This is a genomic window from Kitasatospora sp. NPDC001095 (genome assembly GCF_053598615.1).
On sequence record NZ_JBSFKQ010000028.1, the window covers coordinates 7,769 to 26,509 of the forward strand.

At 72.8% G+C, this 18,741-nt stretch carries 19 protein-coding genes and 4 tRNA genes (1 of these 23 running past the window's edge); 18 read left to right on the forward strand and 5 right to left on the reverse strand.

Features of this window, described 5'->3' with window-relative positions; translation table 11 throughout:
* The 8 genes from ACWDBB_RS22325 to ACWDBB_RS22360 all read left to right on the forward strand — a co-directional run.
* A tRNA-Glu gene (locus ACWDBB_RS22325) sits at nt 1-58 on the forward strand; it begins 115 nt to the left of the window's first position.
* A 47-nt stretch (nt 59-105) separates the two neighbouring features.
* A tRNA-Glu gene (locus tag ACWDBB_RS22330) sits at nt 106-178 on the forward strand.
* 47 nt (nt 179-225) lie between these two features.
* A tRNA-Glu gene (locus ACWDBB_RS22335) sits at nt 226-298 on the forward strand.
* Nucleotides 299-347: 49 nt separating this feature from the next.
* Nucleotides 348-422: transfer RNA gene (locus ACWDBB_RS22340), tRNA-Gln, on the forward strand.
* Between the two features lie 361 nt (nt 423-783).
* On the forward strand, nt 784-2,208 hold the full coding sequence (gene leuC, locus ACWDBB_RS22345; RefSeq protein ID WP_449791283.1) for a 3-isopropylmalate dehydratase large subunit: 1,425 nt from the start codon (nt 784-786) through the stop codon (nt 2,206-2,208).
* Between the two features lie 3 nt (nt 2,209-2,211).
* Entirely contained in the window at nt 2,212-2,808 is a 597-nt protein-coding gene (gene leuD, locus ACWDBB_RS22350; RefSeq protein ID WP_449791284.1) for a 3-isopropylmalate dehydratase small subunit, read from the forward strand.
* Nucleotides 2,809-2,990: 182 nt separating this feature from the next.
* A complete protein-coding gene (locus tag ACWDBB_RS22355) occupies nt 2,991-3,338 on the forward strand; it encodes an SCO5555 family protein (protein ID WP_392883857.1) in 348 nt (115 codons plus the stop codon).
* 133 nt (nt 3,339-3,471) lie between these two features.
* Nucleotides 3,472-4,215: an HU family DNA-binding protein gene (locus tag ACWDBB_RS22360; RefSeq protein ID WP_449791285.1), complete on the forward strand. Its 744-nt coding sequence runs from the start codon at nt 3,472-3,474 to the stop codon at nt 4,213-4,215.
* 199 nt (nt 4,216-4,414) lie between these two features.
* On the opposite strand, the gene ACWDBB_RS22365 is transcribed toward ACWDBB_RS22360, so the two are convergent.
* Both ACWDBB_RS22365 and cofC read right to left on the reverse strand, forming a co-directional pair.
* Entirely contained in the window at nt 4,415-4,636 is a 222-nt protein-coding gene (locus ACWDBB_RS22365; RefSeq protein ID WP_392883854.1) for a hypothetical protein, read from the reverse strand.
* A gap of 120 nt (nt 4,637-4,756) precedes the next feature.
* Entirely contained in the window at nt 4,757-5,440 is a 684-nt protein-coding gene (cofC, locus tag ACWDBB_RS22370) for a 2-phospho-L-lactate guanylyltransferase (RefSeq protein WP_449791286.1), read from the reverse strand.
* Between the two features lie 231 nt (nt 5,441-5,671).
* On the opposite strand from cofC, the gene ACWDBB_RS22375 reads away from it, so the two are divergent.
* The 3 genes from ACWDBB_RS22375 to ACWDBB_RS22385 all read left to right on the forward strand — a co-directional run bounded on the left by ACWDBB_RS22375 (nt 5,672) and on the right by ACWDBB_RS22385 (nt 8,748).
* A complete protein-coding gene (locus tag ACWDBB_RS22375; protein WP_449791287.1) occupies nt 5,672-6,502 on the forward strand; it encodes a lysophospholipid acyltransferase family protein in 831 nt (276 codons plus the stop codon).
* Nucleotides 6,499-7,500, forward strand: a complete 1,002-nt coding sequence (locus ACWDBB_RS22380) for an NAD(P)H-dependent glycerol-3-phosphate dehydrogenase (protein ID WP_449791288.1) — start codon at nt 6,499-6,501, stop codon at nt 7,498-7,500. The genes ACWDBB_RS22375 and ACWDBB_RS22380 overlap by 4 nt, the downstream gene beginning before the upstream one ends.
* 102 nt (nt 7,501-7,602) lie before the next feature.
* The gene (locus tag ACWDBB_RS22385) at nt 7,603-8,748 is read left to right on the forward strand and encodes a D-alanine--D-alanine ligase family protein (protein ID WP_449791289.1); all 1,146 of its coding nucleotides are present in this window, start codon (nt 7,603-7,605) and stop codon (nt 8,746-8,748) included.
* Between the two features lie 57 nt (nt 8,749-8,805).
* On the opposite strand, the gene ACWDBB_RS22390 is transcribed toward ACWDBB_RS22385, so the two are convergent.
* Together ACWDBB_RS22390 and ACWDBB_RS22395 are read right to left on the reverse strand one after the other, a co-directional pair.
* Complete coding sequence (locus tag ACWDBB_RS22390) at nt 8,806-9,324, reverse strand: DUF3515 family protein (RefSeq protein ID WP_449791290.1); 519 nt, start codon at nt 9,322-9,324, stop codon at nt 8,806-8,808.
* 68 nt (nt 9,325-9,392) lie between these two features.
* Nucleotides 9,393-9,626, reverse strand: a complete 234-nt coding sequence (locus tag ACWDBB_RS22395; protein WP_449791291.1) for an Lrp/AsnC family transcriptional regulator — start codon at nt 9,624-9,626, stop codon at nt 9,393-9,395.
* A gap of 209 nt (nt 9,627-9,835) precedes the next feature.
* Between ACWDBB_RS22395 and ACWDBB_RS22400 the strand changes: the two genes are divergently transcribed.
* From ACWDBB_RS22400 to thiD, 3 genes are all read left to right on the forward strand, one after another.
* Complete coding sequence (locus ACWDBB_RS22400) at nt 9,836-10,801, forward strand: thiamine-phosphate kinase (protein ID WP_392883842.1); 966 nt, start codon at nt 9,836-9,838, stop codon at nt 10,799-10,801.
* A gap of 156 nt (nt 10,802-10,957) precedes the next feature.
* The gene (locus ACWDBB_RS22405) at nt 10,958-11,983 is read left to right on the forward strand and encodes an ATP-dependent 6-phosphofructokinase (protein WP_449791292.1); all 1,026 of its coding nucleotides are present in this window, start codon (nt 10,958-10,960) and stop codon (nt 11,981-11,983) included.
* A 23-nt stretch (nt 11,984-12,006) separates the two neighbouring features.
* Nucleotides 12,007-12,804, forward strand: coding sequence for a bifunctional hydroxymethylpyrimidine kinase/phosphomethylpyrimidine kinase (thiD, locus tag ACWDBB_RS22410; RefSeq protein WP_392883839.1), 798 nt, complete (start codon nt 12,007-12,009; stop codon nt 12,802-12,804).
* A 154-nt stretch (nt 12,805-12,958) separates the two neighbouring features.
* Here thiD and rpmB read toward each other — a convergent pair whose 3' ends face one another.
* The gene (gene rpmB, locus ACWDBB_RS22415; RefSeq protein ID WP_014138233.1) at nt 12,959-13,144 is read right to left on the reverse strand and encodes a 50S ribosomal protein L28; all 186 of its coding nucleotides are present in this window, start codon (nt 13,142-13,144) and stop codon (nt 12,959-12,961) included.
* A 282-nt stretch (nt 13,145-13,426) separates the two neighbouring features.
* Between rpmB and ACWDBB_RS22420 the strand changes: the two genes are divergently transcribed.
* The 4 genes from ACWDBB_RS22420 to rsmD all read left to right on the forward strand — a co-directional run bounded on the left by ACWDBB_RS22420 (nt 13,427) and on the right by rsmD (nt 18,699).
* Nucleotides 13,427-15,058 carry a DAK2 domain-containing protein gene (locus ACWDBB_RS22420; RefSeq protein ID WP_449791293.1) on the forward strand — a complete coding sequence of 544 codons (1,632 nt, stop codon included), beginning with the start codon at nt 13,427-13,429 and terminating at the stop codon, nt 15,056-15,058.
* A 71-nt stretch (nt 15,059-15,129) separates the two neighbouring features.
* Nucleotides 15,130-17,349, forward strand: a complete 2,220-nt coding sequence (recG, locus tag ACWDBB_RS22425; protein WP_449791294.1) for an ATP-dependent DNA helicase RecG — start codon at nt 15,130-15,132, stop codon at nt 17,347-17,349.
* Between the two features lie 103 nt (nt 17,350-17,452).
* Nucleotides 17,453-17,986 carry a hypothetical protein gene (locus ACWDBB_RS22430; RefSeq protein ID WP_449791295.1) on the forward strand — a complete coding sequence of 178 codons (534 nt, stop codon included), beginning with the start codon at nt 17,453-17,455 and terminating at the stop codon, nt 17,984-17,986.
* A gap of 131 nt (nt 17,987-18,117) precedes the next feature.
* Nucleotides 18,118-18,699: a 16S rRNA (guanine(966)-N(2))-methyltransferase RsmD gene (gene rsmD / locus ACWDBB_RS22435; RefSeq protein WP_392883834.1), complete on the forward strand. Its 582-nt coding sequence runs from the start codon at nt 18,118-18,120 to the stop codon at nt 18,697-18,699.
* Nucleotides 18,700-18,741: the final 42 nt, after the last annotated feature.

An 18,741-nucleotide genomic window follows, 5' to 3' on the forward strand; every position in this document is an offset into this window, starting at 1 on the left:
CGGCCTAGCACGCTGCCCTCTCACGGCAGTAGCGCCGGTTCGAATCCGGTCGGGGGTACTGATCCCGCAAGGGATCGACCGGTCCCGCGAGGGACCACCTGGAAAGCCCCCGTTGTGTAGCGGCCTAGCACGCTGCCCTCTCACGGCAGTAGCGCCGGTTCGAATCCGGTCGGGGGTACTGATCCCGCAAGGGATCGACCGGTCCCGCGAGGGACCGCCAGGAAAGCCCCCGTTGTGTAGCGGCCTAGCACGCTGCCCTCTCACGGCAGTAGCGCCGGTTCGAATCCGGTCGGGGGTACTTCAGAGCAGGAAGCCGATGGGCTCGCCCATCGGCCCTTGCTTTGTGTTGGGGTATGGTGTAATTGGCAGCACGAGTGATTCTGGTTCATTTAGTCTAGGTTCGAGTCCTGGTACCCCAGCCAGAAATTGGAAAGACCCCGGTTCCCCGGGGTCTTTTTCGTTGTGCAGTGGAGGCTTCCCGAAAGGGCCCCACCCGGTCGCGGGTGGGGCCCTTTCGGCGTTCTGCGGGGTCCGGCCGACCGGTGCGGGGAAGGCCGCCTCGGGCTTCCCCGCGTGCCTCCTCGCGGGCCTTCGCGCTGTCCATGCGCTAAGACCGCGGTCTCACTCTGCGAGACGCCAGTTCAATCTCCGGCGAAAAGCGCCACTCTGGACGGGAGCGGCCCGGAAGTCTCGCGGGCGGCGCACACGCTTTGACCTCGACGACACTCGACGACACTCGACGACACGAGAAGGCCGGCAGCGCGGCCGGCTGGAGGGAATCCGATGGGACGGACACTCGCAGAGAAGGTCTGGGACGACCACGTCGTGCGGCGTGCGGAGGGTGAGCCCGACCTCCTCTTCATCGACCTGCACCTGCTCCACGAGGTCACCAGCCCGCAGGCCTTCGACGGGCTGCGGCTGGCCGGCCGCACGGTCCGCCGCACCGATCTGACGATCGCCACCGAGGACCACAACACCCCCACCCTGGACATCGACAAGCCGATCGCCGACCCGGTCTCCAAGGTGCAGTTGGAGACCCTGCGCAGGAACGCCGCCGAGTTCGGCGTCCGGATCCACTCGCTCGGCGACGTCGAGCAGGGCGTCGTGCACGTCGTCGGCCCGCAGCTCGGCCTGACCCAGCCCGGCATGACCGTGGTCTGCGGCGACTCCCACACCTCCACCCACGGCGCCTTCGGCGCACTGGCGTTCGGCATCGGCACCAGCCAGGTCGAGCACGTGCTGGCCACCCAGACCCTGCCGCTGGCGCCGTTCCGGACCATGGCGGTCACCGTCGAGGGCGAACTGCCCGAGGGCGTCACCGCCAAGGACCTGATCCTGGCCGTCATCGCGAAGATCGGCACCGGCGGCGGCCAGGGCTACGTCCTGGAGTACCGCGGTTCGGCGATCCGGGGCCTGTCCATGGAGGCCCGGATGACCATCTGCAACATGTCGATCGAGGCCGGCGCCCGGGCGGGCATGATCGCCCCGGACGAGACCACCTTCGCGTACCTCCAGGGCCGCCCGCACGCCCCGCAGGGCGAGGACTGGGACGCCGCCGTCGCGTACTGGAAGACCCTGGGCACCGACGAGGACGCGGTCTTCGACCACGAGATCTTCATCGACGCGAGCGAGCTGACCCCGTTCGTCACCTGGGGCACCAACCCCGGTCAGGGCGCCCCGCTGGGCTCGAACGTGCCCGACCCGGCCTCCTTCGCGGACCCGCAGGAGCGCGTGGCCGCCGAGAACGCCCTGCGGTACATGGGGCTGGAGGCCGGCACCCCGCTGCGCGAGGTGACCGTCGACGCCGTCTTCGTCGGCTCCTGCACCAACGGCCGGATCGAGGACCTGCGGGCCGCCGCCGCCGTCCTGGAGGGACGCCGGATCGCCGAGGGCGTGCGGATGCTGGTCGTCCCCGGGTCCGTCCGGGTCGCCCTGCAGGCCGTCGAGGAGGGGCTGGACAAGGTGTTCACCGCGGCCGGTGCCGAATGGCGCCACGCGGGCTGCTCGATGTGCCTGGGCATGAACCCCGACCAGCTCGCCCCGGGGGAGCGCTGCGCCTCCACCTCGAACCGCAACTTCGAGGGCCGGCAGGGCAAGGGCGGCCGCACCCACCTGGTCTCCCCGCAGGTCGCCGCCGCGACCGCCGTCCTGGGCCGCCTCGCGGCCCCCGCCGACCTGACCGCCGACGTCGCAGCCGTGGAGGCCTGAGCCATGGAGAAGTTCACCACCCACACCGGCCGGGCCGTCCCGCTGCGTCGCAGCAACGTGGACACCGACCAGATCATCCCGGCCCACTGGCTCAAGAAGGTCACCCGATCCGGCTTCGAGGGCGGCCTGTTCGAGGCCTGGCGCAAGGACGAGTCGTTCGTCCTCAACCGGCCCGAGCGGCAGGGTGCCACGGTCCTGGTGGCCGGTCCCGAGTTCGGCACCGGCTCCTCCCGGGAGCACGCCGTCTGGGCGCTCCAGAACTACGGCTTCCACGCGGTCATCTCGTCGCGCTTCGCCGACATCTTCCGGGGCAACTCCCTGAAGAACGGCCTGCTGACGGTCGTCCTGCCGCAGGAGACCGTGGAGCGGCTCTGGGCGCTCACGGAGAGTGACCCCTCGGCCGAGATCACCGTCGATCTGGAGGCGCGCGAAGTGCGTGCCGAAGGCGTCACGGCGGCCTTCGAACTGGACGACAACGTGCGGTGGCGGCTGCTCAACGGCCTGGACGACATCAGCATCACGCTGCGGAACGAGGCCGACATCGCGGCCTTCGAGGCGACCCGTCCGAGCTTCAAGCCCCGTACTCTGCCTGCCGCCTGAGTTCCCCTCAGAACAAGCATTCTGACGATCCACCGGATGGCCCGCGCCCCCCTCGGGGGGGCCGGGCCATCCGTCGTTCCGGAGCACGAGTTAGCGCCGGGGCCCGCCCCGGATTGCCCATTTGGCTTTGCGGAAGAGGGGCCCGCGCAAGTACAACTGCGGGTAGATGGCACAATCAGTACATGCACCGGCACCATGAACCTCCGTACGCGGGCGGCGAACCCGCGGCTGAGGACTCCATGGGCCGGCCATCCGAACGCCGAATTGACGACCGGCCGGACGTCACCTCCGCACCAGCTGAGGGGCCGGACGACCAGGAAGTCGCAGCGCTCTACGCGCTCGTGGCCGAGCGGTTGAAGCAAGCTCACGCCCGCGTGCATGCGCTGAACGTGTCTGCCGATGCAAAGACCGCTCTCACCCGGCAACTCCTCATCGTCACCGAGACCGCCAAGCGCGATCTTCCGGAGGCGGCAAGGCGGTTGAGTCGCTTTGTACATGACCTCGACGAGCGGCCCCCGCCGCTCGACTGAGGTCGCCGACGCGCAAATCCATTGCGACACTAGGGTGATTCGCGCGTTTGGTAATTGAAAGTCCGCAGATACATACCTAACGTGCGAAAAGAACGGATGGAATCATCCGGCGCTCGTTTCCGAAGGGGAAGACGTGAACAAGGCTCAGCTTGTCGAAGCGGTGGCCGAGCAGCTGGGCGGTCGCAAGGCTGCCGCAGAGGCCGTCGACGCAGTGCTCGACACCATGGTCCGTGCCGTTGTGGCCGGTGACCGGGTTTCGGTCACCGGGTTCGGCACCTTCGAGAAGGTGGAGCGCTCCGCGCGCTTCGCCCGCAACCCGCAGACCGGCGAGCGGGTCAAGGTCAAGAAGACCTCGGTCCCGCGCTTCCGTCCGGGCCAGGGCTTCAAGGACCTGGTCAGCGGCAGCAAGAAGCTGCCGAAGGAAGGCCCCTCGGTGAAGAAGGCCCCCAAGGGCTCCCTCACCCCGGGCAAGAGCGGCGTCGCCGCCACCCCGGCCGCCAAGCGTGCCGCCACCAAGCGCGCCGCCGCTGCCGCCGCCGCTCCGGCCACCAAGAAGGCCGCCGCCAAGAAGACGGCGACCACGGCCGCCGCCAAGAAGACGGCCACCACGGCCGCCGCCAAGAAGACGGCCACCGCCAAGAAGGCGCCCGCGAAGACCACGGCCGCGAAGACCACCGCCGCCAAGAAGACCACGGCGACCGCGACCAAGGCCGCCGCGACCAAGAAGACGGCCGCGGCGAAGAAGGCGACCACCACGGCTGCCGCCAAGAAGACCACGGCCACCGCCAAGAAGGCGACCGCCACGGCCAAGAAGACGGCGCCGGCGAAGAAGACCGCCACCCGCAAGACCACCGCGCGCAAGACCTCTGCCAAGTAAGTCCCGCGCGACCGTCCTCGGACGGCCTTCGGCCAGGAGCCGCGGCACCCCTTCCGTGAATTCACGGAGACCGGGCGCCGCGGCTCTTTCGGTTTCCGGGCGCTCAGTCAGGAATCGACGGCGCACGGCGGCGCGGGGGCGACCAGGACGGCGTGGCGGGAAGTGGGCCGGCGGCCCGGGCGGTGGCCGATCGGGCCGGTCAGGCCTCGGCGGGGTCGGGGAAGGTCTGGAGCGTCACGAAGACCACCCGGCGGGCCTCGCCGGTGCCCTCGGTGCGGATCCGCACCCGCTGGCCGGGGCGCAGCAGCCGCAGGCCGCCGGCGTCGAAGGCGGCCGCGTCGAACGGCACCGGGGTCCCGTCGTCGAGCAGCACGGAGCCGGCCCGGGTGGCGGGGTCGAAGGTGAACGCGGTGGCCTGCATGCGAGCAGCATAGCGAGCGGGCCGTCCTGGGCCCTGGAGCAGGTCGGGCGGCGTCCCGGACGGGGCCGGGGCGGGCTCGGAACGGGCTCAGTGCGGGCTCAGGACAGGCTCAGTGCGGGCTCAGCGCCGGCTCAGGCGGGCGAACAGCGCGCTGGTGTGCGGGCCGAGGCCGAGCGCCGCGGCCTCGCCGAGGTCCGTCCCGGTGTCCACGTCCCGGCGCACCGACTCCACGTCCGCGAGGCGCAGTTCGAGCGCCCCGCCGGCCGCGTGCCGGGCCCGGGAGCCGTCCCCGAAGGCGGGGGAGAGCGGTCGGCCGGGGGCGCAGGCGAGCAGCGTGGTGCCGAGGCCGGGGGAGTCCGGCAGGAAGGCCCGGCCGTCGGGCGGCACCGCGCCCAGCACCCGGGCGAGTTGGGCCGGGCGCAGTGCCGGGAGGTCGGCCGAGAGCGCGGCCAGCGGAGCCTGCGGAGCCAGCGTCCGGGCCCGCGCGGCGCCGTGCGCCAGCGCCCCGTTGAGGCCGCCGCCGGGCTCGTCGGCGACCACCAGGGCGCCGAGCGCGGCGAGCCGGGCGCCGGCCCGGGCGTCGCGGGTGACCACCAGGACCCGGCCGACGCCCGGAGTGGCCAGGGCGGCGCCGACGGTGTCCAGCGCGAAGGACAGTGCCAGGTCGGCCCGGTGTGCTCCGGCGTACGGGGCCAGTCTGCTCTTGGCCAGGTCGAGCGACTTGAGCGGAAGCACCAGCGACCAGCCGGCCTTGGGTGCGGGGGGCGCGACGGGCCCACTGGGGCGTACGGTGTCCTGGGTCATCGGCGTCATTGTGTCGCCGGTCCCGGAGCCCTCGCCAGGCCGTTCGAGCTGTGCGGACGTGCGTTTGATCACGCCCGCCGGGCGGGTTGGCGCGGTTGCTCGACAGCCGGTGAGCGGGCGGGCGACACTGTTCCGCGCCCGTGGCCCGGGCACCGGCGGAAGAAACGGTGCGCGGCACCGGGAAGCCATGACCGCGGTGATCCGTGCCGCGTCGGATGAGAAGGAGCTGGGGTGGCCCGCCGCTCGTACGCCAAGTTCGGCAACGCCGACTACGGCATCTGGTACCGCTTCGCGGCCGTGCTGGTGAAACCGGTGACGACCGCCCTGGTGAAGCCCGACTGGCGGGGCTGGGAGCACATTCCGAAGAACGGCGGTTTCATCGCCGCGGTGAACCACAATTCGATCATCGACCCGGTGATCTACGCGCACTGGCAGTACAACAGCGGACGTCCGCCGCGCATTCTCGGCAAGTCCTCGCTGTTCTCGATCCCCTTCATCGGATTCATGCTGCGCAAGACCGGCCAGATTCCGGTGTTCCGGGAGTCCACCGACGCCGCGCAGGCGTTCCGGGCCGCGATCGACGCGATCAACGGCGGCCAGTGCGTGCAGTTCTATCCGGAGGGCACGCTCACCCGGGACCCCGACCTGTGGCCGATGACCGGCAAGAGCGGGGTCGCCCGGGTCGCGCTGATGACCGGTGCGCCGGTCATCCCGGTCGCGCACTGGGGCGCCCACGAGATCATCCCGCCGTACGGCCGGCCCGGTTACGGGAAGGGCAAGTTCAACCTCTTCCCGCGGCACAGGGTCACCGTCGCGGCCGGGCCGCCGGTGGACCTCAGCAAGTACCGGGGGCAGGAACTCACCGCCCAGGTGCTCGCCGACGCGACCGAGGACATCATGACGGCGATCACCGCCGTGCTGGCCGAGGTCCGGGGCGAGGAACCGCCGGCCGAGCGCTACGACATGCGCAAGGCCGCCCGGGAGCGTGCTGCGGCCGCGCTGGCGGAGCGCCGGCGCGCCAAGGGCGAGCGGACCGAGGGCACCGAGGAGGGCGGCAAGTGACCCGCTGCGCCGTGATGGGGACCGGCTCCTGGGGCACCGCGTTCGCGCTGGTGCTCGCCGACGCGGGCTGCGAGGTCGTGCTGTGGGCCCGCCGCCAGGAGCTGGTGGACGCCGTCAACTCCACCCACGAGAACCCGGACTACCTGCCGGGCGTCCGACTGCCCGACACCGTGCGGGCCACCACCGACGCCGCCGAGGCGCTGGCCGGCGCCGACTTCGCGGTGCTCGTGGTGCCCTCGCAGACGCTGCGCGACAACCTGGCCGCCTGGACGCCGCTGATCGAGCCGCAGACCGTGCTGGTGAGCCTGATGAAGGGCATCGAACTCGGCACCGCCAAGCGGATGAGCGAGGTGATCGACGAGGTCACCGGCGTCGGCGCGGAGCGCGTCGCGGTGGTCAGCGGGCCCAACCTGGCCAAGGAGATCGCCAACCGGCAGCCCGCGGCCAGTGTGGTCGCCTGCTCCGACGAGACGGTCGCCAAGCGGCTCCAGGCGGCCTGCCACACGCCGTACTTCCGGCCGTACACCAACACGGACGTGGTGGGCTGCGAACTCGGCGGCGCGGTCAAGAACGTGATCGGCCTGGCGGTCGGCATGGCGGCCGGCATGGGGCTCGGTGACAACACCAAGGCGACCCTGATCACCCGCGGGCTGGCCGAGACCACCCGGCTCGGCGAGGTGCTGGGCGCGGACCCGCACACCTTCGCGGGACTGGCCGGGATGGGCGACCTGGTGGCCACCTGCTCCTCACCGCTGTCGCGCAACAACACCTTCGGCATGAACCTGGGCCGGGGCATGTCGCTCGCGGAGACCATCGCGGCCACCCGGCAGACCGCCGAGGGCGTCAAGTCCTGCGAGTCGGTGCTGGACCTGGCCCGGCGCAACGGGGTCGACATGCCGATCGTCGAGGCCGTGGTGGACGTGGTGCACAACGAGCGGCCGATCAAGGAGGTCCTGCAGGCGCTGATGTCGCGTTCGGCGAAGCCGGAGCGGCGCTGAGCCCGCGAGGCGGCTGCGGCGGCGTCCGGTTCCCCGGCGCCGCCGGCTCCCGGGCGCCGCTCGCCTTCCGCCCGGGCCTCGCACGGTAGTCTCAAACCCGATATGAGCATCGAACAGACCTCCCCGAACCGGCCCGACCGGAAGCCGCGCGTCGCGCTGGTCTTCGGCGGGCGCAGCTCCGAGCACGCCATCTCGGTCTCCACCGCGGGCAGTGTGCTCAGGGCGATCGACCGCGACAAGTACGACGTGCTGCCGATCGGCATCACGCACGAGGGCCGCTGGGCGCTGACCAGCGACGAGCCGGCCCGGATGGCCATCACCGACGGGCGGCTGCCGGACGTGGCGCACGTCGCCGAGGGCGTCGACGGCCAGGTCGCGCTGCCGGTCGCCCCGGGCAACCGCGAGGTGGTCCTGACCGAGCCGGGCAGCGCCCCCAAGGCCCTCGGCGAGGTCGACGTGGTGTTCCCGCTGCTGCACGGCCCGTGGGGCGAGGACGGCACGCTCCAGGGCCTGCTGGAGCTCTCCGGCGTCCCGTACGTCGGCAACGGCGTGCTGGCCAGCGCGGCCGGCATGGACAAGGAGTTCGCCAAGCGGATCCTGGCCTCGCACGGCCTGGAGGTCGGCCGCTACACCATCGTGCGGCCGCGCGACTGGGAGTCCGAGGAGGGCCGCGCCGCGGTGCGCGAGCGGGCCGCCGAGCTGGGCCTGCCGGTGTTCGTGAAGCCCTGCCGGGCCGGCTCCAGCATCGGCATCACCAAGGTGAAGGACCTGGCCGACCTCGACGCCGCGATCGAGGAGGCCCGTCGGCACGACCCCAAGCTGATCATCGAGGCGGGCGTGACCGGCCGCGAGATCGAGTGCGGCGTGCTGGAGTTCGAGGACGGCCCGCGGGCCAGCGTGGCCGGCGAGATCCTGGTCGGCGAGGGCTTCGACTTCTACGACTTCGATGCCAAGTACATCGACTCCTCGGACGTGAAGATCCCGGCGGACCTGGCCGCCGAGGAGCTCGCCGAGATCCAGCGCCAGGCGATCGAGGCCTTCGAGGCGCTCGGCTGCGAGGGCTTGGCCCGGGTGGACTTCTTCCTGCTGGAGGACGGCACCTGGATGATCAACGAGATCAACACCATGCCCGGCTTCACCCCGATCTCGGCCTACCCGAAGATGTGGGCGGCCAGCGGGGTCTCGTACCCGGAGCTGATCGACCGGCTGCTCGGCGCGGCGCTGCGCCGCTCGACCGGGCTGCGCTAGCGGGCTTCGGCGCGGGGCGGGCCGGGGGCTTCCCGGCCCGCCCCGCGTTCGTCGTGCTCAGCCGGGGATGTTGGCCTTGACCAGCGGGGTGAGCGCGGCGGCCGGGTCCAGCGGGCTGCTGTAGACGCCGGGCGGGGAGATCACCTCGACGTAGGCCGCGCGCATGGTCGCGACCAGGCGGTAGCTCCCGTCGTCCAGCTTCTGCGACCACCAGGTGAGGTCGTCGACGGTCGGGGACAGGTCCATGGCGTGCGGCCCGTCCAGCTCCTCGGGCCGGTCGACGCCGCAACGCAGGACCGTCCGGGGCGAGCTGTCCCAGACGGCCACGTACGGCGAGGCGGGCGACGGGTCCCTGCGGGCGTGCCCGAGCAGCTCCTTCGGCAGCGCGGCGGCCAGGGCCCTGCAGTAGCCGGCCGCCCTACCGGTCGGGTCCGGGACCTCGATGGCCCGGTCGGCCGGGCCCCAGCTGCCCACCAGCACCACGACCGTGCAGGTCAGGGCGACGGGCAGGGCCAGCCAGCGGACCGGGGCCGGCAGGGCGGTCAGCGCCTTGGGGACGCGCAGTTCTCTGGCCACCCGCCGATGGTAACCGGGCCTTACGCGCCCGGGCTCCCGGTGCGCCGGCCCGCCCCGGCCCACGGGCCCTAGAGGTGCACCACGGGGCAGGTGAGGGTGCGGGTGATGCCCTCGACCTTCTGGACCCGGGCCACCACCATGCGGCCCAGCTCGTCCACCGTCCCGGCCTCGGCCTTGACGATCACGTCGTACGGGCCGGTGACGTCCTCGGCGGTGAGCACGCCCGGGATCTCGGAAACGGTCTGGGCCACGGAGGTGGCCTTCCCAACTTCGGTCTGGATCAGGATGTATGCCTGTACCACGGGGACCTCCCGGCGGCCGGTTCAAGGGGGGATCGCCGCCGTGAGCACCCGGTCAGGCGTGTGGGTGGATGGGCTCACCGGCAGTCTGATCACCACGCTACCCCGCAGCGGGCCGGGGAGGGGAGACCCCGGGGTCCCGGAAGGGCGTACGCTGCGCGCGGGGGAGCGCGACGGGGGCCGATTCGGATGGAAACGCGAGAGGACGGCAGATGCAGGGGACCGTGGGCGAGCTCGGCGAGTTCGGCCTCATCAGGGAGCTGACCGCCCGGGTACCGCTCACCGATGCGGTCGACCTCGGCCCGGGTGACGACGCCGCGGTGGTGCGGGCACCGGACGGCCGGGTGGTGGCGACCACGGACGTCCTGATCGAGAACCGGCACTTCCGCCGGGACTGGTCCACCGCCTACGACGTGGGCCGCAAGGCCGCCGCCCAGAACCTCGCCGACGTGGCCGCGATGGGGGCGGTGCCGACCGCCATCCTGCTCGGCCTGGTCGCCCCCGCGGACCTGCCGACCACCTGGGCGACCGAGTTGATGGACGGGCTGCGCGACGAGTGCCAGGTGGCCGGGGCGACGGTGGTCGGCGGCGACGTGGTGCGCGGCGACACCGTCACGCTGGCCATCACGGCGCTCGGCGACCTCCAGGGGCGTGCGGCGGTGACGCGCTCCGGCGCACAGGTCGGCGACGTGATCGCGGTGACCGGCTGGCTCGGCTGGTCCGCCGCCGGGCTGACCGTGCTCCAGCGCGGCTTCCGCTCCCCGCGCGCCTTCGTCGAGGCGCACCGCCGACCCGAACCGCCGTACCACGCGGGCCCGGCGGCGGCCGAGTTGGGCGCGACCTCGATGATCGACGTCAGCGACGGGCTGGTCGCCGACCTCGGCCACGTGGCCCGGGCCAGCCAGGTGGACATCGACCTCAAGGCCGCCGACTTCGACGTCCCGGCGCAGATGGCCGACATCGGCCAGGCGGTCGGAGTGGACCCGCTGGTCTGGGTGCTCTCCGGCGGCGAGGACCACGCGATCGTGGCCACCTTCCCGCGCGGGGTCCAACTCCCGGCCCGCTGGCGGGTGGTGGGCGAGGTGACCGGCCGCCCGACGGGCAGCCGCAGCGGCCGGGTGACGGTCGACGGCGCACCCTGGGACCGAGTCGGCGGCTGGGACCACTTCGCCGAGTAACGGGCGCTCCTCCTGGATCCCCGTACGGCGGACGGCGCGTGACGCTCCGGTGTGCGGGGACGGGATTCGCGGGTGCGTTGTGCGTAGGCTTGCGCCATCCCAGCCGCCCGTCCGGCGCGGATGGTCCGAACCACTGCGAGTGGGAGCACACCACAGATGCGCATCGGTGTACTGACCAGCGGCGGCGACTGCCCCGGCCTCAACGCGGTGATCCGCTCGGTGGTGCACCGGGGCACCGACGTCCACGGGGACGAGATCGTCGGCATCCTGGACGGCTTCCTCGGACTGATCGAGGGCCGCACCAGGACCGTCACCCACGACGACGTCACCGGCCTGCTCACCCTCGGCGGCACCATCCTGGGCTCGGCCCGGGTGCGGCGGGACCGGATCGCCTGGGCGGTGGAGAACGCCAAGACACTGGCCCGGGGGATCGGCATCGACGCGCTGATCGCGATCGGCGGCGAGGGGACGCTGACCGCCGCCAAGCTGTTCGGCGACGCCGGACTGCCCGTGGTCGGGGTGCCGAAGACCATCGACAACGACATCGACACCACCGACATGACCTTCGGCTTCGACACCGCCGTCCACGTCGCGACCGAGGCGATCGACCGGCTGAAGACCACCGCGGAGTCCCACCAGCGCGTCATGGTGGTCGAGTTGATGGGCCGGCACACCGGCTGGATCACCCTCACCGCGGGCATGGCCGGCGGCGCCCACGGCATCCTGATCCCGGAGAAGCCCTTCGACATCGAGGCGGTGGCCCGGATAATCGAGGACCGCTTCGCGCGCGGGAAGAAGTTCGCCATCATCGCCGTCGCCGAGGGCGCCTGCCCGGTGCCCGGCACCATGCGCTTCGACCACGGCGAGGTCGACCAGTACGGCCACCGGACCTTCGGCGGGATCGGCACCCGGCTCGCCCACGAGCTGGAGAACCTGCTCGGCAAGGAGGCCCGCCCGGTCATCCTCGGCCACGTCCAGCGCGGCGGCACCCCGACCGCCTACGACCGGGTGCTCGCCACCCGGTTCGGCTGGCACGCCGTGGAGGCCGTCCACCGGGGGGCGTTCGGGCACTTCACCGCGCTGCGCCGGACCGGCATCGAGCTGCTGCCGATCGGCGACGCGGTGACCCGGCTGAAGACGGTGCCGCGGGACCGCTGGGCGGAGTCCGAGGCGGTGCTCTGAGACCGCGCGGGTAGGTTGGGGCCATGTCCTCCACCGCACCCCCCCGCGTGCTCACCGTCGCCGGCTCCGACTCCGGCGGCGGCGCCGGCATCCAGGCCGACCTCAAGGCGATGCTCGCCCTCGGCGTCCACGGCATGAGCGTGATCACCGCCGTCACCGCGCAGAACTCGCTCGGCGTCCAGGGCTACTGGGAGCTGCCCGCCGAGGCCGTCCGGGCACAGTTCCGCAGTGTGGTGGACGACATCGGGGTGCAGGCCGTGAAGACCGGCATGCTCGCCTCGGTCGAACTCGTCGAGACCGTCGCCGAACTGCTGGCCGGGGTGGACGCCCCGGTGGTGGTCGACCCGGTCGGGGTCTCCAAGCACGGGGACGCGCTGCTGGTCGCCGAGGCCGTCGCGACCGTCCGCGAGAAGCTGCTGCCGGTCGCCACCCTGGCCACCCCCAACCTGCACGAGGTGACCCAGCTCACGGGGCTGACCGTCGAGGACGAGTCCCAGATGCTGGACGCCGCCAAGGCGTTGGTCGACCTCGGGCCGCGCTGGGCGCTGGTCAAGGGCGGCCACCTGGAGGGCGAGGCCGCCGACCTGCTGTACGGCGGACCGGACGAGGTGCACTGGTTCCGGGCGCCGCGCTACGACAACCGCCACACCCACGGCACCGGCTGCACCCTGGCCAGCGCGATCGCCTCCGGCCTGGCCAAGGGCGAGCCGCTGCCGCGGGCGGTGGCCTCGGCCAAGGAGTACATCACCGGCGCGATCGCCGGGGGCTTCGCCCTGGGCGCCGGCATCGGCCCGGTCGACCACGCCTGGCGCTGGCGCTGAGGAACCCGGGAAAACAGAGGTGGGCGGGCTCCTGGATGGAGTCCGCCCACCACTGGTGAGTCCGGAAATCGGCGTAGCCGGCCACGGAAACAGCGAAGCCGGCTCATCCGAGGATGAACCGGCTCACTGGAGGACCGGCTTGCCGGTCTGCGCGTCAGCGCGAGACCTTACCGGCCTTGATGCACGAGGTGCAGACGTTGAGCCGCTTCGGCGTCCGCCCAATCACAGCGCGCACCGTCTGGATGTTGGGGTTCCAACGACGGGGGGTACGGCGGTGAGAGTGGGAGATGCTGTTGCCGAAGCCCGGCCCCTTGCCGCAGACGTCGCAGTTGGCAGCCACAGGAGTCACTCCAAGACTTCAGATCAGATACTTTCGAAAACCCCGCTCAACCACCAGAACACTCACGTGAACCAGACCGGACAAGGGGGTGAGCCTGGACGGTTCCAGGCAACCGGAAGAGCATACAACGCTTGCTTCCGTCCCACGAAACTACCATGACCGGCCGAGTGATCGCTCCGGTCGCCGGTCCGGACGACCCCACCCCGGCCCCGATAACCTGCCGGTATCACCCCTCGCCGTTCATTGCCCGGCCATGTCGGCGTCCCATCCGGAGGAGACCTGGTGCTGCACACGCTCGACGCCCCGGCCGTGCGCACCTGGTGCCAGCTCGCCGTCCGCGCGCTCGGCCAGGCCCGCGAGGAGATCGACGCGCTCAACGTCTATCCCGTCCCGGACGGCGACACCGGCACCAACCTCTACCTGACCGTCGAGTCCGCCGCCGCCGAGGTGGAGAGCCGCTTCGCCGACCCCGCCGCCGACCCGGCCCCCGGGCTGGCCGACGCGGTCCGGGCGATGGCCCGCGGCGCACTGGTCGGTGCCCGCGGCAACTCCGGGGTGATCCTCGCCCAGTGGCTGCGCGGCACCGCCGAGACGCTGGCCGAGGGCGGCGGCGCCGAACAGCTGCGGGCCGCCCTGCAGCGGGCCGCCGACTCCGCGTACCAGGCCGTCGCGGAGCCCGTCGAGGGCACCCTGCTGACCGTCGCCCGGGTCGCCGCCCGGGAGGCCGTACGGGCCGGGGACGGGCTTGCCCAGGTCGCCGACACCGCCTACCGGGCCGCCCGGGACGCGCTGCGGCACACCCCCGAACAGCTCGCCGTGCTGGCCGAGAACGGAGTGGTGGACGCCGGCGGGCGAGGCCTGGTGGCCGTCCTCGGCGCGCTCGCCGACGCCGTCGCCGGGCAGCAGCCGATGGGGCCGGTCGCTCTGCGCGGTGACATCCGGGCCGTCGAGAGCTGCGAGACCCACCTCAGGCCGCCCGGCCCCGGCCACCCCGCCTTCGAGGTCATCTACCTGCTGGACGCCCCCGACGAGGCGCTGCCCGCGCTGCGCGCGCGGCTCGGCGAACTCGGCGACTCACTGGTGATCGGCGGCGGCGACGGCCTGTGGAACGTCCACGTCCACGTGGACGACGCGGGCGCCGCCGTGGAGGCCGGGGTCGAGGCCGGGCGCCCGCACCAGATCCGGATCACCCACTTCGCCGAGGCCGCCGCCCGCTCCGGCAGCGCCGCCGAGCCCGGCGAGCGCGAGGAACGGGCCAGGGCGGTGCTCTCGGTGGTCTCCGGCGAGGGCCTGGCCGAGCTCTGCGAGCAGGCCGGCGCCGTCGTCCTGCACGCCGACCCGGACCGCCCGCCGGCCAGCGCCGAACTCGCCGCCGCGGTGCGCCGCTCGGCCGCTCGCGAGGTCGTCCTGCTGCTCAACGACCCCGAGTTGCGCGCCGCCGCCGGGGCCGCCGCCGACCAGCTGCGCGAGGAGGGGGTGCGGATCGCCGTCCTGCCCACCCGCTCGCCGGTGCAGGGACTGGCGGCGCTGGCGGTGCACGAGGGCGGCCGCCGCTTCGACGAGGACGTGGTCGCCATGACCTCCGCCGCCGGGGCCACCCGGTACGCCGAGCTGGCCGTCGCCGAGGGGGAGTCCTGGACGATGGCCGGGGTCTGCCAGGCCGGGGACGTGCTCGGGCTGATCGACGGCGACGTCGCGGTGATAGGCGTCGGCCTGGCCGAGGTCGGCGAGAGCGTGCTGGACCGGATGCTCGGCGCGGGCGGCGAACTCGTCACCCTGATCCTCGGCGAGGGCGCCGACGAGGCACTCGCCGAACGGCTCGTCGCCCACGTCCGGCACCGGCGGCCCGAGGTGGACGCGGTGGTCTTCCACGGCGGCCAGGAACCGGCGCCGCTCCTCATCGGGGTCGAGTAGCGCCGCCCCGGAGGCGGACGGGCGGGCGACCAGCGCCGTTCTGTCCGTCCGGTGGTGTAGACAGGGGCCTGATGGGCGCTCTCGATGAACCACTGACCAAGCTCGTCGGCGACCGCACCGCGAAGGTGCTCGCCGACAGCCTCAAGCTGCGCACGGTCGGGGACCTGCTGCACCACTATCCGCGCCGCTACGTCGAACGCGGCCAGCTCACCAGCCTGGACGAGCTGGAGGTCGACGAGCACGTCACCGTGCTGGCCAGGATCGAGAAGGTCACCCTGATCCCGTTCCGCGGGCGCAAGGGCGACCGGCTGGAGGTCGTCGTCACCGACGGCCGCAGCCGGCTCTCGCTGGTCTTCTTCAACCAGGGCTGGCGGCAGAAGGAGCTCAAGGCCGGCGCCCAGGGCCTGTTCGCGGGCAAGGTCGGGGTCTTCAACCGGACCCGCCAGCTCGTCTCCCCGGACTACCAGCTGCTCGACGAGGACGCCGGGTCGGACGCGGCACGGCAGTTCGCCGGCCGGCTCATCCCGGTGTACGGCGCCAGCGCGCAGATGCCCAGCTGGAAGCTGTCGATCTGCATCGAGACCGCGCTCACCAAGCACCTCGGCGACGTCGGCGAACCGCTGCCCGCCGAACTGCGCGAGCGGCACGACCTGATCCCGCTGCCCGAGGCGCTGGAGCTGATCCACCGCCCGCGTAGCCACGCCGACCGCGAGCGCGCCCAGAGCCGGCTGCGCTGGGACGAGGCCTTCGTGCTGCAGGTCGCCCTCGCCCAGCGCCGGGCCGCCGACTCCGCCCTGCCCGCCAAGCCGCGCCGGGCCCGCGAGGGCGGTCTGCTGGACGCGTTCGACGCCCGGCTGCCGTTCACCCTCACCGAGGGCCAGCAGAAGGTCTCCGCCGAGATCGCCGCCGACCTGGCCACCGAGCACCCGATGCACCGGCTGCTCCAGGGCGAGGTCGGCTCGGGGAAGACCCTCGTCGCCCTGCGCGCCATGCTCGCCGTGGTGGACGCGGGCGGCCAGGCGGTGCTGCTGGCGCCCACCGAGGTGCTCGCCCAGCAGCACCACCGCTCGATCGTCGAGATGATGGGGGACCTCGCCGAGGGCGGCATGCTGGGAGGTTCCGACCTCGGCACCCGGGTGGTGCTGCTGACCGGCTCGATGGGCGTGCCCGCCCGCCGCCAGGCGCTGCTCGACATGGCCTGCGGGGACGCCGGGATCGCCATCGGCACCCACGCGCTGATCGAGGACAAGGTGCAGTTCCAGGACCTCGGCCTGGTCGTGGTGGACGAACAGCACCGCTTCGGTGTCGAGCAGCGGGACGCGCTGCGCGCCAAGGGCGAACAGCCGCCGCACCTGCTGGTGATGACCGCCACCCCGATCCCGCGCACCGTCGCGATGACCGTCTTCGGGGACCTGGAGACCTCCGTCCTGGACCAGCTGCCGGCCGGCCGCTCGCCGATCTCCACCCACGTCGTCCCGGCCCTGGAGAAGCCCAACTTCCTCACCCGGGCCTGGGAGCGGGTCCGCGAGGAGGTCGCCAAGGGCCACCAGGCGTATGTGGTCTGCCCCCGGATCGGGGACGAGGAGCCCGCCGCCGACGCCGGGAAGAAGCGCCGCAGGGCCGCCGAGGAGGACTTCGAGGAGGTCGCCGACGCGGGCGCCGCGAGCGACGAACGGCGGCCCCCGCTCTCGGTGGTGGAGACGGCCGACAAGCTGGTCAGGGGGCCGCTCGCCGGGCTGCGGGTGGAGATCCTGCACGGCCGGCTCGCACCGGAGGCCAAGGACGAGGTGATGCGCCGGTTCGCGGCCGGCGAGGTGGACGTGCTGGTCGCCACCACGGTGATCGAGGTCGGCGTCAACGTCCCCAACTCCACCGCGATGGTCATCATGGACGCCGACCGCTTCGGCGTCTCCCAGCTCCACCAGCTGCGCGGACGGGTCGGCCGCGGCAGCGCGGCGGGCCTGTGCCTGCTGGTCAGCGAGATGCCCGGGGGCAGCGCCGCGAGGGCCCGGCTGGACGCGGTGGCGGGCACCCTGGACGGCTTCGAGCTGTCCCGGATCGACCTCGAACAGCGCCGCGAGGGCGACGTGCTGGGCCAGGCGCAGTCCGGGGTGAAGTCCTCGCTCAAGGTGCTCTCGGTGCTGGAGGACGAGGAGGTCATCCTCACCGCCCGCACCGAGGCCACCCGGCTGGTCGCCGAGGACCCGGACCTCGCCGCCCACCCGGAGCTGCGCACCGCGCTGGAGAGCCTGCTCGACGAGGACCGCGCGGCCTACATGGAGAAGGGCTGAGCCGTTCCGGCGGAGCCGGATTGTCAGACCCCCGGGAGAGAATGAAGGTGTTCAGGGCGCACCTCCAAGGTGCGTACCTGGCACGACACTTGGGGGTCATGCCATGGCATTCCGTCATCTCAACGAGCTCCCGCTGGGCGACAAGGTCTTCCGGATCGAACTCGCCAGCGACGACGACCGCGAAGTCACCCTCACCCTGACCGGCTGGCGCGAGGGGGCGGCCGCCGCACCGCTCGCCTCGGGCCGGCTCCGCCTGCCGGTCGAGGACGTCGCCTCGCTGCGGATCGCGCTCAACCGCGCGCTGCGGGCGCTGGCGATCGTCGCCGACGTCTCCGAGCCCATCCCCGACCGCGACGTGCTGCGCGAGCTGTACCCCGGCCACGGCGCCCCCTGGGTGCCGCAGCACGAGGAGGAGCTGGTCCGGCGCTTCCACGACGGCGAGACCGTCGCCCGGATCGCCGCCCGCTTCGGCCGCACGCCCGACTCCGTCCGGACCAAGCTGCGCGAGCTCGGGCACGACCCGCGCCGCCCCGAGTTCTGCCCGCCCGACGGCTGCCTGTCCTGGTCCCGCTACGCCTCGCCGGCCCTGCTCGGCGCGAGCACCCCGGCCCGGGCGGCGGACTCCGAGGCGAGCTGACCACCCGTGGGTGACGGCGCGGCACCGGCGGGAGCGTCCCGCCGGTGCCGCACCGGTCCGGCACCGGCGCGCCCCCGCGGGGCGGGGCGGGATAGCGTGGTCGGGCAGCGACGAAAGGACCTCCCACCACCATGACCCGCGTGATCGCCGGGGCGGCCGGCGGCCGCCGGCTGGCCGTACCGCCCGGCCGGGGCACCCGACCGACCTCCGACAAGGCCCGCGAGGCGATGTTCTCCACCCTGGAGGCGCTGCACGGAACCGTGCGCGGAACCCGGATGCTGGACCTGTTCGGCGGATCGGGCGCGGTCGGGCTGGAGGCGCTGTCGCGCGGCGCCGAGCACGTCCTGCTGGTCGAGGCGGACGCCCAGGCGGCCCGGGTGATCCGGGAGAACGTCCGGACGATCGGCCTGCCCGGCGCCGAGGTGCGGGCGGCCAGGGCCGAGAAGGTGATCGCCGGCCCGCCTCCGCAGAGCCCGTACGACCTGGTCTTCCTCGACCCGCCGTACGTGGTGACGGACGAGGAGGTCCGCGAGATGCTGATCACACTCCTGGCCGGGGGCTGGCTCACGGAGGACGCACTCGTCACCGTGGAGCGCAGCACCCGCGGCGGCGGCTTCGACTGGCCCGAGGGCTTCGAGGAGCTCCGCTCCCGCCGCTACGGCGAGGGAACGCTCTGGTACGGTCGCGCCGCCGCGGCCGGCGAGCAGGAGTAGCGGGCCGCCGCCCGCAGCAGCCGTCACCCCACGAGGGAGCAC